Below are 14605 nucleotides of genomic sequence, written 5' to 3'. Positions count from 1 at the left end.
GGCGTTGATTTTTGGCACGCTGTTGAGTTCTCAAGGAACGGACGCTTCCTTTGTACTCACCCTCTCGGGCTTTCCTCCGGGCGCTTCCCTTCGGTGTTTCCAGCTTAGCAGATCCGATTTCCGTTTCCGCCACCCGCTGGAGCGGGCTTTCCGGTCCGTTTCTCGCTTTCGCGATTTCCTTTCCGGCGGCTCCGACTTTATCAGAGATTCTGAGTCGGAATTTCCCTCCCGCTCGGTCCGGCCTCCGGGCACGCATGCGCGCCGGGGGCTTCCCGTTCAGGCGGAGACGTAAACGTACTGGAGCGGGGCGCCCCGATGCAAATCGAGGCGCCCCGCTCGTCGTTCAGGTCGTCGGTCGGATCCGACGGTGTGTCAGACCTCGACCACGACGGGAAGGATCATGGGCCGGCGGCGGTAGGTGTCGGAGACCCACTTGCCCAGCGTGCGGCGGATGAGCTGCTGCAGCTGGTGGGGTTCGACGACGCCGTCCTGGGCCGAGCGGTCCAGGGTCTCGCGGATCTTCGGCATGACCGCGTCGAACGCCGCGTCCTCGATGCCCGAGCCGCGCGCGTGGATGTCCGGGCCTCCGGTGATCTTGCCGGTGGTGGAGTCCACGACCACGAACACCGAGATGATGCCCTCCTCGCCGAGGATCCGGCGGTCCTTGAGGGAGGTCTCGGTGACATCGCCGACGGACAGCCCGTCCACGTAGACGTATCCCGCCTGGACCTTGCCGGAGATCCTGGCCTTGCCCTCGACGAGGTCGACGACGACGCCGTCCTCGGCGATCACGATCCGGTCGTGCGGAATGCCGGTCATGGCACCCAGCTCGGCGTTGGCCCGCAGATGACGCCATTCGCCGTGCACCGGCATCAGGTTCTTGGGCCGACAGATGTTGTAGAAGTACAGCAGCTCGCCGGCCGAGGCGTGGCCGGAGACGTGCACCTTCGCGTTGCCCTTGTGGACGACCTTGGCACCCCAGCGGGTGAGACCGTTGATCACGCGGTAGACCGCGTTCTCGTTGCCGGGGATCAGGGACGAGGCGAGGATCACCGTGTCGCCGTCGACGATACGGATCTGGTGGTCCCGGTTGGCCATCCGCGACAGGGCGGCCATCGGCTCGCCCTGCGAACCGGTGCAGACCAGCACGACCTCTTCGTCCGGGAGGTCGTCGAGCGTCTTGACGTCGACGACCAGGCCCGGCGGAACCCTCAGATAACCGAGGTCCCGGGCGATACCCATGTTCCGCACCATCGAACGGCCGACGAAGGCGACCCGGCGGCCGTACTCGTGGGCGGCGTCCAGGATCTGCTGGATGCGGTGCACATGGCTGGCGAAGCTCGCGACGATGATCCGCTTGCGGGCGCCGGCGAACACCGTGCGCAGCACGTTCGAGATGTCACGCTCGTGCGGCGTGAAGCCGGGGACCTCGGCGTTGGTCGAGTCGGTGAGCAGGAGGTCGATGCCCTCCTCGCTCAGCCGCGCGAAGGCGTGCAGGTCGGTGAGACGGTTGTCCAGCGGGAGCTGGTCCATCTTGAAGTCGCCCGTGTGCACGACCATGCCCGCGGGGGTGCGGATGGCCACGGCCAGGGCATCCGGGATGGAGTGGTTGACGGCGATGAACTCGCAGTCGAAGGGACCCACCCGCTCACGATGCCCCTCGGCCACCTCCAGGGTGTAGGGGCGGATGCGGTGCTCCTGGAGCTTCGCCTCGATGAGGGCGAGCGTCAGCTTGGAGCCGATCAGCGGGATGTCCGCCTTCTGACGCAGAAGGAACGGGACGCCTCCGATGTGGTCCTCGTGGCCGTGCGTGAGGACGATGCCCTCGATGTCGTCGAGGCGGTCCAGGATGGACGTGAAGTCCGGCAGGATCAGGTCGATTCCGGGCTGCTCCTCCTCGGGGAAGAGCACTCCGCAGTCGACGATCAGCAGACGGCCGTCGTACTCGAAGACCGTCATATTGCGGCCGATCTCGCCCAGACCGCCCAGCGGGGTGACCCTCAGGCCTCCCTTGGGCAGCTTCGGCGGCGGGCCGAGTTCAGGATGCGGATGACTCAAAAGACTCTCCTGACCACACACGCCACGTACCTATGAGGCACGTGGCGCGCATGACGTTCGTGCAGTAGCGGTTGTGGGTCGGCTCGGAGCCGTGACGTTGCCGCACCCGCCGACCGGCGGATGTGTGCATGTCGTATTGCGTTGTCGTATTCAGTTGTGAAGTCCGTTGTTACAGCTGTACCCCGCCGGCGGCGAGATCGATCTTGAGCTGGGCGGTCTCTTCGGGCGACAGTTCGACCAGGGGCAGGCGCAGGGGGCCGGCGGGCAGACCCTGCAGCGCGAGCGCGGCCTTCGTCGTGATGACGCCCTGGGTGCGGAACATGCCGGTGAAGACCGGGAGCAGCTGCTGGTGGATCTCGATGGCCTTCTGGACGTCCCCGGAGACGTACGCCTCGAGCAGGGTGCGCAGCTCGGGCGTGACGACATGGCTGACGACCGAGACGAATCCGACCGCGCCGACCGAGAGGAGCGGCAGGTTGAGCATGTCGTCGCCGGAGTACCAGGCGAGGCCGGACCGGGCGATGGCCCAGCTGGCGCGGCCGAGGTCGCCCTTGGCGTCCTTGTTCGCGACGATGCGCGGGTGCTCGGCGAGGCGGACGATCGTCTCGGTGTTGATCGGTACGCCGCTGCGGCCGGGAATGTCGTAGAGCATGACCGGCAGCTCGGTGGTGTCCGCGACGGCCGTGAAGTGCCGGTACAGGCCCTCCTGCGGGGGCTTGTTGTAGTACGGCGTCACGACCAGCAGGCCGTGTGCGCCGACCTTCTCGGCGGCGCGGGCGAGCTCGATGCTGTGGTGGGTGTCGTTGGTGCCGACTCCGGCGACGACGTGGGCGCGGTCGCCCACGGCCTCCACGACCGCGCGTACGAGGTCGTTTTTCTCCGCATCGCTGGTGGTCGGGGACTCGCCCGTGGTGCCGTTGATGATCAGGCCGTCGTTGCCTGCGTCCACCAGGTGGGTGGCGAGCCGCTGCGCGCCGTCGAGGTCGAGTGCGCCGTCCGCCGTGAAGGGCGTGACCATGGCGGTGAGGACCCGCCCGAAGGGGGTCTGCGGAGTGGAGGTCGGAGCCATGGGTAACACGCTACTCGCTGCTCAGCGCGCGGTCCCCCCTCGGGGGGATGCGGAGGGACGTGAGATATGCGGAGCCCGGCACTGCCTGCTCGGGGGTTCAAGCAGTGCCGGGTCCGTTCGATCAGGCTAGATGAACTTCATGAAATGCCGCAATACGGACACTTCACTTGGTTGATCCGTACACCTGTGCCGGGACGCCGGAGCGCCGCGGCGACGGCGTCACGGCGCGACGCGGCCGTTGGCGTTGAAGGCCTCGTAGGTGAGCGGCATGAGCCCGGCCCACTCCCGCTCCATGCGCTCGCCGACCATCTCGATCTCCCGCTGCGGGAAGGACGGCACCTTGGCCAGCTCGTGCTGTGTGCGCAGGCCGAGGAAGTGCATGAGCGAGCGTGCGTTGCAGGTGGCGTACATCGACGAGAAGAGGCCCACCGGCAGGACCGCGCGGGCGACCTCGCGGGCGACGCCGGCCGCCAGCATCTCCTGGTACGCCTCGTAGGACTCGCGGTACGAGTCCTCCATGACGCGACCGACGAGCTCCTGCTGCGCCTGTGTGCCCTCGACGAAGCGGTACTTGCCGGGGCGGCCCTCCTGGACGAGCTTGCGGGCCTCGTCGGGGACGTAGAAGACCGGCTGCAGCTCCCTGTACCGGCCCGACTCCTCGTTGTACGACCAGCCCACGCGGTGCCGCATGAACTCGCGGAACACGAAGATCGGGGCGCTGATGAAGAACGTCATCGAGTTGTGCTCGAAGGGGCTCCCGTGCCGGTCCCGCATCAGGTAGTTGATCAGACCCTTGGAACGCTCCGGGTCCTTCTTGAGCTCCTCCAGGGACTGCTCTCCCGCGGTGGACACACGGGCGGCCCACAGCACGTCGCTGTCGCTCGCCGCATGCTTCACCAGCTCCACGGTCACATCACTGCGGAAGCTGGGCTTCAGGTCGTCGGCGGGGGTGTCGGTCACGGTTCCGGTGGTCCTTCCCATAGCATTTCGGGCGGCGCCCACTCTACGGCCCGGCACCGACAACAGGGCCTTCGGCGGCGCCCCACGACATTCGACTCCGGAGGCCGGCGAACGTCGGTCGAAGATCACGAACCCTGCGAATCGACGGCGAACGTCACCGAACATCGGCGAACTTCTGCGAATTCGGTGAAACAGGGCACCTATCGGCCCTCTCGTGCGTCTGTCCGAGTAGCGGCGCCGAGTGCGGATCCCCCGACTCGAGCCGACCGCCCCGACCCTTCCCGTCACGACCCATTTGTCCGGTCCTTTTCCAGAGGAGCAGTACCTCCCATGTTCCGTCGGCGCGAGCCCGTACCGTTCGCCTTCATCGCCGAAGCCGACAAGTTCCGCAGCAACGTCGCCCCGCCGCCCCGGCATCGCGCCTCCGCCGGGCAGATGGCCGGTCGGGCCCTGCTCGGGGTCACCGTGGTCGCGGGCCTCGTGGGCTCCCTGATCTTCGGGCTGCCCGCCCTTTCCACGGATCAGTCGCCCGCCCGTACCCAGCACTCCGAGGCGGCGGACGGGCGCTGACGCCCGCCCGCCGTCGCACCGGGCGGGATACCCGGCCGGCCCCCTCAGGTGGTGGCCCGGTGAACGGCTCGGTAGCCTCACCGGGCACAGCCCATGCGTGGATGAGTGAGGATCAGCCGTGCCCCTGCCCTTCCTGACCGCCGACCGCGCTTTCGACGAAACAGCGGACGGCGCCGCGCTGCCCTTCGACGACCGCGACCGCTGGCGGCGCCCCTACCGCCCCGGTCCGTGGCGCGTGGGGGTCGCGGCGCTGATCCTGCTCCTGGCCTCGTACGTGCTCGTCGCCGCCGTGATCATCGCCTTCGCCGGTGCGCTGCCCGGCGCCGCGTTCTGCGGGATCCTCGCCCTGCTGATCATCGCCTCCGCGCTGCGGCAGCTGCGGATGGGCGTGTGGGTGAGCGCCCACGGTCTGCGCCGGGTGGCCTTCTGGCGCACCCGGACGTTCGCCTGGGAGCGTGTGGCGAGCCTGCGGACGACCCAGCAGCCCGTGCGGTGGCTCGGGATGCCGCGGACCGTGCAGGGGCAGGCGCTGGTCTTCGTACGCACGGACCGGCCGAACGAGCACGAGCCGCTGCTGACCACGCACAACGCGGACTTCCTGGCGCGCGGCGAGGCCTTCGACCGGGCGGCGGACACCGTCGAGGTGTGGGCCGACGAGTACCGCCACCACTGACGTGCAACAGCAGAGCCCCGAGGCCTGATGGCCTCGGGGCTCTGCTGCACCCCCTTGCCTGCACCTCTCTGCTGCACCCCTGCCTCGGAGCCGCGCCGGTGCCCCGGCAGCCCGAAAGCGCCCGGGAAGTGCTTCGCCTCAGGCCGGGAGCTGCTTCCCCTCGTGGAGGGCGATGGCGCGCTGCATGGCCTTGCGGGCACGCGGGGTGTCGCGGGCGTCGTGGTAGGCCACGGCGAGCCGGAACCAGCAGCGCCAGTCGTTCGGCGTGTCCTCGGTCTCGGCCTTGCGCTTGAGGAAGACGGCGTCGGCCGAGTCGCGGTCGATGCGCCCGCCCGTCGTGCGCTGCAACTCGTCAACGGGGAGTCCGCCCTCGGCGTCCAGCTCGACGGCCAGCTGATTGGCCTTCTGGACGAACCGGGTGTTCTTCCAGAGGAACCACACACCGATCACGGGCAGGATCAGCACCGCGACACCGAAGGTGACCGTGACGACCGTGCCGTGCTCGATGAGGAACACCCCGCGGCTGCCGACCAGGACGAAGTAGAAGACCAGGACAGCTGCCGTGACGGCGTAGGTGATTTTCGCGCGCATGGAGAGGTACTCAGCTGTTGAGGTCGAGGAAGTGTTCCAGGCCGAAGGTGAGGCCCGGGGTGGACACCACGCGTCGCACACCGAGCAGGATGCCCGGCATGAAGCTGCTGTGGTGCAGCGAGTCGTGGCGGATGGTGAGGGTCTCGCCCTCGCCGCCGAGCAGCACCTCCTGGTGGGCGAGCAGGCCGCGCAGGCGTACCGCGTGCACCGGCACCCCGTCGACGTTCGCGCCGCGGGCACCCTCCAGCGCGGTCACCGTGGCGTCCGGCTGCGGGGCGCTGCCGGCCTTCTCGCGGGCCGCCGCGATGAGCTGGGCCGTACGGGTGGCGGTGCCGCTAGGCGCGTCGGCCTTGTTCGGGTGGTGCAGTTCGACGACCTCGACGGACTCGAACCAGGGGGCCGCAGCCTGGGCGAACTTCATCGTCAGGACCGCACCGATGGAGAAGTTCGGGGCGATCAGCACGCCCGTCTCCGGGAACGCGGCGAGCCAGGAGTTCAGCTGCGCGAGACGCTCGTCGGTCCAGCCGGTCGTGCCGACCACGGCGTGGATGCCGTGCCGGACACAGAAGTCGAGGTTGCCCATCACCGAACCGGGCGTGGTCAGCTCGACCACGACCTGGGCGCCGGAGTCGGCCAGCGTCTCCAGCTTGTCGCCCCGGCCCAGCTTCGCGACCAGTTCCATGTCCTCGGCGGCCTCGACCGCTCGTACGGCCTCCGAGCCGATCCGGCCCTGGGCGCCCAGGACCGCCACGCGCAGCTTGCTCATGTCCTTACATTCCTTACCAGGAGCTCTACGGACTGTTTCTGAGGTGACTGTTGCCCTGGCCGGGCCCCTCCCGTGGGAGGGGCCCGGCCGGGGTCAGGCGACGATCTCCTGCAGCCGGGCGGCCTGCTTTTCCTTGAGCGGGCCTATCACCGACAGCGAGGGCCGGCGCGTCAGCAGGTCGCGTGCCACGTCGCGTACGTCGTCGGGCGTGACCGCGGCCATCTTCGCCAGCATGTCGTCCACGGACATCTGCTCGCCCCAGCACAGCTCACTCTTGCCGATGCGGTTCATCAGCGCACCCGTGTCCTCCAGGCCGAGGACCGTGGAGCCGGAGAGCTGGCCGATGGCGCGGCCGATCTCGTCGTCGGACAGCCCGTGCTGCGCGACGTGGTCGAGCTCGTCGCGGCAGATCCGCAGGACGTCGTGCACCTGGCCAGGACGGCAGCCGGCATAGACCCCGAAGAGGCCGCAGTCGGCGAAGCCGGAGGTGTACGAGTAGACGCTGTAGGCGAGGCCGCGCTTCTCCCGGATCTCCTGGAAGAGCCGCGACGACATGCCGCCGCCGAGCGCGGTGTTCAGCACGCCGAGGGCCCAGCGGCGCTCGTCGGTGCGGGCGTAGCCCGGCATGCCGAGGACGACGTGCGCCTGCTCCGTCTTGCGGCCGAGCATCTCGACGCGGCCCGCGGTGCGGATGGCGCGCTTGCCGTCGCGGGGTCCGCGCGGCTCCACGGCGGTGGCTCGCAGGGCGCCTGCCCTGTCGAAGGCCGCCCTGACCTGGCGTACGACCTTGGCGTGGTCGACGTTGCCCGCCGCGGCGACCACCAGGTGCGTGGGGTCGTAGTGCCGCTTGTAGAAGCGGCGGATGCCGTCGGCGGTGAGGCCGTTGACCGTGTCGACGGTGCCGAGGACCGGGCGGCCCAGGGGCGTGTCGCCGAACATGGTGTGCGCGAACAGGTCGTGCACCACGTCGCTCGGGTCGTCCTCGGTCATGGCGATCTCTTCGAGGATGACGCCGCGCTCGGCCTCGACGTCCTCCTCCTGGATCAGGGAGCCCGTGAGCATGTCGCAGACGATGTCGATCGCCAGCGGCAGGTCGGTGTCGAGCACGCGCGCGTAGTAGCACGTGTACTCCTTCGCCGTGAAGGCGTTCATCTCGCCGCCGACCGCATCGATCGCGGAGGAGATGTCGAGGGCGCTCCTGCGGTGGGTGCCCTTGAAGAGGAGGTGCTCGAGGTAGTGCGTGGCTCCGTTCAGGCTGGGCGTCTCGTCGCGGGAGCCGACATGCGCCCAGATGCCGAAGGTCGCGGAGCGTACGGAGGGGAGGGTCTCGGTGACGACACGGAGGCCGCCCGGCAGCGTCGTCCTGCGGACCGTGCCGATGCCGTCCTTGCCCTTGAGCAGGGTTTGGGTACGGGCGACGGCCCGCGCCTCCGAAGAGGTGCGGGCCGTCGCCTTGAAGCTACGGGACGTCACTTGTCGGTGTCGTCCTTCTGGTCCCCGTCCTCGCCCTCGATCACGGGGATGAGGGAGAGCTTGCCACGGGAGTCGATCTCGGCGATCTCGACCTGGACCTTCTGGCCCACGCCGACGACGTCCTCGACGTTCTCCACGCGCTTGCCACCGGCGAGCTTGCGGATCTGCGAGATGTGCAGCAGACCGTCCTTGCCCGGGAGCAGCGAGATGAACGCACCGAAGGTGGTCGTCTTCACGACCGTGCCCAGGTAGCGCTCGCCGACCTCCGGCATGGTCGGGTTGGCGATGCCGTTGATCGTCGTACGGGCCGCCTCGGCGGACGGACCGTCGGCGGCACCGATGTAGATGGTGCCGTCGTCCTCGATGGTGATCTCGGCGCCGGTGTCCTCCTGGATCTGGTTGATCATCTTGCCCTTGGGGCCGATGACCTCACCGATCTTGTCCACGGGGATCTTGACGGTGATGATCCGCGGGGCGTTCGGGGACATCTCGTCCGGCGTGTCGATGGCCTCCATCATCACGTCGAGGATGTGCAGACGCGCGTCGCGGGCCTGCTTGAGGGCCGCGGCGAGGACGGACGCCGGGATGCCGTCCAGCTTGGTGTCGAGCTGGAGGGCGGTCACGAAGCCCTTCGTACCGGCGACCTTGAAGTCCATGTCGCCGAAGGCGTCCTCCGCACCGAGGATGTCGGTGAGGGCGACGTAGTGCGTCTCGCCGTTGATCTCCTGGGAGATCAGACCCATGGCGATACCGGCGACCGGGGCCTTCAGGGGCACACCGGCGTTCAGCAGCGACATGGTGGAGGCGCAGACCGAACCCATGGACGTCGAGCCGTTGGAGCCGAGGGCCTCGGACACCTGACGGATCGCGTACGGGAACTCCTCGCGCGTCGGCAGCACCGGCACGATGGCGCGCTCGGCGAGGGCGCCGTGGCCGATCTCGCGGCGCTTCGGGGAGCCGACGCGGCCGGTCTCGCCGACGGAGTACGGCGGGAAGTTGTAGTTGTGCATGTAGCGCTTGCGGGTCACCGGCGAAAGGGTGTCCAGCTGCTGCTCCATCCGGAGCATGTTCAGGGTGGTGACACCCAGGATCTGGGTCTCGCCACGCTCGAACAGCGCCGAGCCGTGCACGCGCGGGATGGCCTCGACCTCGGCGGCCAGCGTACGGATGTCCGTGACGCCGCGGCCGTCGATGCGCTTGCGCTCCTTGATCACGCGCTCGCGGACCAGGGTCTTGGTGAGCGAGCGGTAGGCGGCGGAGATCTCCTTCTCGCGGCCCTCGAACTCCGGCAGGAGCTTCTCGGCGGCGAGCGCCTTCACGCGGTCGAGCTCGGCCTCGCGCTCCTGCTTGCCCGCGATGGTCAGCGCGGAGGCCAGCTCCGGGCGGACGGCGGCGGTGAGCGCCTCCAGGACGTCGTCCTGGTAGTCGAGGAAGATCGGGAACTCGCCGGTCGGCTTGGCGGCCTTGGCGGCGAGGTCCGACTGGGCCTTGCACAGGACCTTGATGAAGGGCTTCGCGGCGTCCAGACCGGCCGCGACGACCTCCTCGGTCGGCGCCTCGGCGCCGCCCTCGACGAGCTTGATGGTCTTGTCGGTGGCCTCGGCCTCGACCATCATGATCGCGACGTCGCCGTCCTCCAGGACGCGACCCGCGACGACCATGTCGAAGACGGCGTCCTCGAGCTCGGTGTGCGTGGGGAACGCGACCCACTGGCCGTTGATCAGCGCGACGCGGACGCCGCCGATCGGGCCGGAGAAGGGCAGGCCGGCCAGCTGCGTGGACGCGGACGCGGCGTTGATCGCGACGACGTCGTACAGGTGGTCCGGGTTCAGCGCCATGACCGTGGCGACGACCTGGATCTCGTTGCGCAGGCCCTTCTTGAAGGACGGGCGCAGCGGGCGGTCGATGAGCCGGCAGGTGAGGACCGCGTCCTCGCTCGGACGGCCCTCGCGGCGGAAGAAGCTGCCGGGGATCTTGCCGGCCGCGTACATCCGCTCCTCGACATCCACCGTGAGCGGGAAGAAGTCGAGCTGGTCCTTCGGGTTCTTGGAGGCGGTGGTGGCCGACAGCACCATGGTGTCGTCGTCCAGGTACGCCACGGCGGAGCCGGCGGCCTGCTTGGCCAGACGGCCGGTCTCGAAGCGGATGGTGCGGGTGCCGAAGGAGCCGTTGTCGATGACGGCCTCGGCGTAGTGGGTCTCGTTCTCCACTAGCGTTTTCTCCGTTACTTTTCGTCTTTTGTCCCTGCCGCCCGTGTGGCGGGGGACGGGATGGAGAAGCGCGCCTTGTGTGCGGGCCGGTCTTCGATCGAAGCACCCGGGGTGCCTTACCCGGGGGCCACTACCGAGGACCGGCGGCGGCGAGGGCACTCCTCCTCGTTCCTCATGACGCTGTACGTACCCGCCGTCGTGACGGGGTACCTACGCGTCGCATTCCTGCGTACTGCGTCGTGCGACCAGCGTACAAAGCGGCAGTGACACTTCGCACGTACAGCGGCCGCGGCTCGTGCGGAGCGGCCGGCGCCCGGAGGCGACGGCGCCGCACATACGGCGAAGGGAGCGGTCCCCCTCTTGCGTGGGAACCGCTCCCTTCACGGCGTCTTACTTGGCGCCCGCCGCACCACGGCGGATGCCGAGGCGGTCGACCAGGGCACGGAAGCGCTGGATGTCCTTCTTGGCCAGGTACTGCAGCAGGCGGCGACGCTGACCGACCAGGATCAGCAGACCACGACGGGAGTGGTGGTCGTGCTTGTGGGTCTTGAGGTGCTCGGTCAGGTCGGAGATCCGACGCGACAGCATGGCGACCTGGACCTCGGGGGAGCCGGTGTCACCCTCCTTGGTACCGAACTCGGCCATGATCTGCTTCTTCGTAGCGGCGTCGAGCGACACGCGTACTCCTCGTAGTCAAATGATTCGCCACCGAGTGCCCCTGGTCTGCATCGCAGGGGAGCTTCCGTGACTCGGGAGGCAGGGATCCGCTGGGCGCGGCCTCCAGATCCCTGGGCGGCTCCTCGGGGGGAGCGCCGTGAGCGGGGTCCGGGGGTGCGTACACGAACGGCCGTCACACAGGGTACCAGCCTGGAGGGAGGGGGCCCGACGGGGCGGGGCCGCCCCCTCGCTCGTCCGCGATGCCCCGGTGCGAGCGAGTGCGCCGGCCTTCGGCCCTCAGCCGACGGATTTGATGCCGACGGCGACGAGAGCGTACTTGTGCTTGCCGGGACTGTCCTCGCTCAGTTGTCTGGGTGCGAGGAAAACCGCGCCGCGATGGACGATGACGTCGGTCATCGACGGGTCGCTCGTTTCGGTGCCCTCGTGGTCGTCGAGCCCGAAGAGCAGGAAGGGTGCCTGCTTCCCGGTGCGGGGGTCGAGGCTCACGACGGCGGCGAGACCGACCATGACGGAGTTCGGACGGTACGCCAGGAGCTTGTCGCCGTTCATCCGCACGGGATAGATCGATTCCCCGGGCCTCCCGTCGAACTTGCGCACGGTCTTTCCCGTCGCGAGATCGAACGACACGATCCAGTTGCTCGGCTGGCGGATGTCGGGCTGGTCCTTGCTGGCGACGAAGACCTGATCGCGCCCCACGACGAGCGCGTCACAGCGGTCGATCGTGCCGTAACCCCCCTGGGAGCACATGGGGTCGTAGTGTCCCCCCAAGGAGATCGTGGCGCGGTGTCCGCCCTTGGCGTCGAGCGTGATCAGGTCGGTCACCTCGGCGTCGCCCGCCTCGACGGCGATCACGGGAGGGTCCGAGGACGGCAGGAACACGCTTTTCACGCCGTGGGCGAGCTTGTAGGACCACGCGGGCTTCCCGGTCTTCGGGTCGATCTTCTGGACCTCGAGGGTCGAGTCGCCGATCTCGCCGCAGCTGACCAGCGCGAGGAGGCTGCGGCCTCCGGCGAAGCCCCTGTCCCGGCACGCCGAGGTACCCGAGCTCTTCCAGAGCTCCTTGCCGTCGTCCATGCGGTATGCGGCGGATCCCTCGCCCCAGCCCACGGCCACCGTGCCCCGCGTCATGGTCACGTTCGTGGTCAGCACGGACGCGGAGTCCGCCTGGGGCAGGGTCGTCTGCCACAGCTTCCGACCCGTGTCGACGTCGAGGAAGATGAGGTGGTTGCAGCCGCTGAGGGGAGCTCCGCCCTGGGGCATCCGGGACGTGGTGACCACGGCCGTGCGGCCGTCGACGGTGACATGCTGCGTCGTCGCGCAGATGACGCCGTCGAGCTGGTCCTTCCACGCGGTTTCGCCGGACTTGATGGTGACGCCGCTGAGAATGCCGTGGCCCATGCCCCGCGCGATGACCTTGTCCGTCACCCACGTGGCCGGGGCGTTTCGGGTCTCGGTCGGCTTGAGGTCGTCCTCGTCCCACTCCATGAGCCTTTCGCCCTCGGGACTGCGGGGCGCCTTGTCGACCGTTTCCCTGACGTCGTCCGGGTGCTGCCGGACACGCGTTTGGTCCGGCGTCTTCGCGGCGCCCCCGCCCTGGAGGCCCCAGACCCCTGCGCAGAGCGCCCCGAGCAGCACGAAGACCGCCCCGGAGACCGACAGGACCCAGAGCCTGCGACGCTTGCGGCGGCCGTCGTCCTCCAGCCTGGACTGCGTGAACGGCGACGGCGGTGGTCCGAAACTCATGCTCTCGTCATTCCTCAGCTCGTCATGGCCCGGGCGGCCTCGTACACGTTGAAGACCGCGAGGGTCAGTGGCACCAGCGTGAGCAGGACGAAGCCCTCGGCGATCTCCGTGAAGCGTCCCCAGAAGGGGGTCAGGCCCCGGCGCGGGACGATCAGGCCGAGCGCGGTGACCAGCGCGGCCGCCGCGGCGATCGCCGCGACGAGCCAGATCGTGCGGATCTCGAGGGCCGTGCCGTCCCCGGCCAGCGCGTCGCGCATCAGCGACTGCGGCGGGTGGAGCGCCAGCCCGAGGCCCAGCAGGACGAGGGAGCCGAGGCCGGCGGCCAGGACGGGAGCGACCTGGGCGGTGTACCGGAAGAGATGGGCACGCATGACCATGGCGATGCCGGTCGCGAGGGCGAGCAGCCGGCCCCACAGGTTGTCCGAGAAGCCCAGGACGGCCGAGGCCGCGACGGTCACCAGGGCGCAGCCGCCCACCAGGCCGACGAGCAGCTCGTGTCCGCGGCGGGCCTGAGCGGCTACGCGCTCGGCATCGACCGGCTCCTGGGAGGAGGGCTCGGCACCCAGCTCACCGCGCGAGGCGTGCGGCGCTTCGAAACCGATGGGCAGTCGGGCGAAGCGCATGGACAGGGAGGGCAGGAAGGCGAGGGCGCCGACGGCGAGCGGGGCGCACATCGCCGCCGTCTCCACCGGCTTCAGCTCGGTGAGAATCGCCGCGAACGTGGTGACCAGACCGATGGCCGAGGCGAGGACGAACGCGACGAACGGCCCGTCACCGCGGGGCGACACGATGGTGAGGACCACCGACGCGATCAGCACGGCGGTGCAGGCGAGCAGGAACTGGAGCCTGCCGACCCCGTCGTGCCCGGACAGGGGCAGCAGTCCGGACCCGGCGACGGCGACGTTCGGGAGCGCGCCCAGGCCGAGTGCGACGGCCGATGCGCGGTCGTCGTAGATACGGGCGCGCACCGCGCCGAGGATGACCAGGAGCAGACCGGTGACGCCGGCGAGGACGCCCGGCAGGCCGTGCATGTCGTGCCGCGGGTCCGAGCTCCGGGCGACGAAGGCGAGGAGGGCGAGCAGCACACCGCCGCCGATCAGACCGGCGCCGCGCGTGAGGTCTCCGCTCCACATGCTGCGGTCGCGGGTCACCGCGGCTGCGACCGCCTCGGACACGTCGTCGAAGACGGCGGGCGGGAGTGAGTCGGAGAACGGACGCAGCGTCAGCAGCTCACCGTCGAGGATGCGCTGGGCGGCGAAGGACCGGGCGCCGTCGAGGACCGTGCCGTCGCGGCGCACCAGGTGGTACCCGACCGGGGCGCCCTCGGCGGGGCTTTGCCGGGAGAGGCGCAGGATTTCGGGATAGATGTCGGCGACCGGGATGTCGTCGGGCAGCGCCACGTCGATCCGGCTGTCGGGCGCGACGATGGTGACCCGGCAGAAGCCGAGGCCCCCCGGTGCGGTCCCGGACGGGGGTCCCGCACCCGGTCGACCGGATCCCGCGGTCGTCGCGGAGGCCGTCATGCTCACCTGCTGTTCCCCCTCGTTCTCGTCCGTGTCGGCGTCATGTGGTGTCCCGGGCAGCCGGGCCGGCCGGCGCAGGGGCATCGGTCGGCTGCAAGGCACGGACGTCCAGGGGCGCCGGATGCCTCGAAAGGCTGGTTCTCTTCGCTGTGTTCGCGGGTGCTTACGCGTGCAGCGGCACCCTACCGCCACCCGGCGATCTCGTATGTCAGTAGGATCACGGCGCGGTCGGCGTCCGTCCGGGACGGGGAGGCGGACAGAACACTGCGGTCCGGCATGGGAATTGGTGAG

Annotated in this window: 12 protein-coding genes; 2 read left to right on the top strand and 10 right to left on the bottom strand. The window is 69.4% G+C overall.

Annotated elements, in window-relative coordinates:
* Positions 1 to 372 precede the first annotated feature (372 nt).
* The 3 genes from ACWCP6_RS33065 to thyX all read right to left on the bottom strand — a co-directional run bounded on the left by ACWCP6_RS33065 (position 373) and on the right by thyX (position 4087).
* Positions 373 to 2058, bottom strand: coding sequence for a ribonuclease J (locus ACWCP6_RS33065; RefSeq protein WP_450936304.1), 1686 nt, complete (start codon positions 2056 to 2058; stop codon positions 373 to 375).
* 169 nt (positions 2059 to 2227) lie between these two features.
* The gene (gene dapA / locus ACWCP6_RS33060) at positions 2228 to 3127 is read right to left on the bottom strand and encodes a 4-hydroxy-tetrahydrodipicolinate synthase (protein WP_450936303.1); all 900 of its coding nucleotides are present in this window, start codon (positions 3125 to 3127) and stop codon (positions 2228 to 2230) included.
* 219 nt (positions 3128 to 3346) lie between these two features.
* Entirely contained in the window at positions 3347 to 4087 is a 741-nt protein-coding gene (gene thyX / locus ACWCP6_RS33055; protein WP_450936302.1) for an FAD-dependent thymidylate synthase, read from the bottom strand.
* Positions 4088 to 4417: 330 nt separating this feature from the next.
* Here thyX and ACWCP6_RS33050 point away from each other — a divergent pair, with 330 nt between their 5' ends.
* Both ACWCP6_RS33050 and ACWCP6_RS33045 read left to right on the top strand, forming a co-directional pair.
* A complete protein-coding gene (locus ACWCP6_RS33050) occupies positions 4418 to 4657 on the top strand; it encodes a hypothetical protein (protein ID WP_450936301.1) in 240 nt (79 codons plus the stop codon).
* 118 nt (positions 4658 to 4775) lie between these two features.
* Positions 4776 to 5330: a hypothetical protein gene (locus ACWCP6_RS33045; protein WP_450936300.1), complete on the top strand. Its 555-nt coding sequence runs from the start codon at positions 4776 to 4778 to the stop codon at positions 5328 to 5330.
* 138 nt (positions 5331 to 5468) lie between these two features.
* Here the strand turns inward: ACWCP6_RS33045 and ACWCP6_RS33040 are convergent, their stop codons facing one another.
* The 7 genes from ACWCP6_RS33040 to eccD form a co-directional block, all read right to left on the bottom strand.
* Complete coding sequence (locus ACWCP6_RS33040) at positions 5469 to 5921, bottom strand: hypothetical protein (RefSeq protein ID WP_450936299.1); 453 nt, start codon at positions 5919 to 5921, stop codon at positions 5469 to 5471.
* Positions 5922 to 5931: 10 nt separating this feature from the next.
* A complete protein-coding gene (dapB, locus tag ACWCP6_RS33035; RefSeq protein ID WP_450936298.1) occupies positions 5932 to 6687 on the bottom strand; it encodes a 4-hydroxy-tetrahydrodipicolinate reductase in 756 nt (251 codons plus the stop codon).
* A 93-nt stretch (positions 6688 to 6780) separates the two neighbouring features.
* Complete coding sequence (locus ACWCP6_RS33030; protein WP_450936297.1) at positions 6781 to 8160, bottom strand: M16 family metallopeptidase; 1380 nt, start codon at positions 8158 to 8160, stop codon at positions 6781 to 6783.
* The gene (locus tag ACWCP6_RS33025) at positions 8157 to 10370 is read right to left on the bottom strand and encodes a polyribonucleotide nucleotidyltransferase (RefSeq protein ID WP_450936296.1); all 2214 of its coding nucleotides are present in this window, start codon (positions 10368 to 10370) and stop codon (positions 8157 to 8159) included. Before ACWCP6_RS33025 ends, ACWCP6_RS33030 begins: the two co-directional genes overlap by 4 nt.
* A 390-nt stretch (positions 10371 to 10760) precedes the next feature.
* Positions 10761 to 11048 (bottom strand): 30S ribosomal protein S15, encoded by a 288-nt coding sequence (gene rpsO, locus ACWCP6_RS33020; RefSeq protein ID WP_168437547.1) that lies wholly within the window; start codon positions 11046 to 11048, stop codon positions 10761 to 10763.
* 276 nt (positions 11049 to 11324) lie between these two features.
* On the bottom strand, positions 11325 to 12791 hold the full coding sequence (locus ACWCP6_RS33015) for an outer membrane protein assembly factor BamB family protein (protein WP_450936295.1): 1467 nt from the start codon (positions 12789 to 12791) through the stop codon (positions 11325 to 11327).
* Positions 12792 to 12805: 14 nt separating this feature from the next.
* The gene (eccD, locus tag ACWCP6_RS33010; RefSeq protein ID WP_450936306.1) at positions 12806 to 14314 is read right to left on the bottom strand and encodes a type VII secretion integral membrane protein EccD; all 1509 of its coding nucleotides are present in this window, start codon (positions 14312 to 14314) and stop codon (positions 12806 to 12808) included.
* Positions 14315 to 14605 lie beyond the last annotated feature (291 nt).

It is taken from the genome of Streptomyces sp. NPDC002004 (assembly GCF_053593975.1).
Note: the sequence above shows the minus strand (reverse complement) of the source record. Positions and strands in the feature narration are given on the sequence as shown.

Bases quoted from the DNA above. Each gene is read 5' to 3' on its own strand.
- dapA (WP_450936303.1), bottom strand. From the start codon at position 3,127: ATGGCTCCGACCTCCACTCCGCAGACCCCCTTCGGGCGGGTCCTCACC.
- ACWCP6_RS33050 (WP_450936301.1), top strand. From the start codon at position 4,418: ATGTTCCGTCGGCGCGAGCCCGTACCGTTCGCCTTCATCGCCGAAGCC.
- ACWCP6_RS33040 (WP_450936299.1), bottom strand. From the start codon at position 5,921: ATGCGCGCGAAAATCACCTACGCCGTCACGGCAGCTGTCCTGGTCTTC.
- dapB (WP_450936298.1), bottom strand. From the start codon at position 6,687: ATGAGCAAGCTGCGCGTGGCGGTCCTGGGCGCCCAGGGCCGGATCGGC.
- ACWCP6_RS33015 (WP_450936295.1), bottom strand. From the start codon at position 12,791: ATGAGTTTCGGACCACCGCCGTCGCCGTTCACGCAGTCCAGGCTGGAG.
- eccD (WP_450936306.1), bottom strand. From the start codon at position 14,314: ATGACGGCCTCCGCGACGACCGCGGGATCCGGTCGACCGGGTGCGGGA.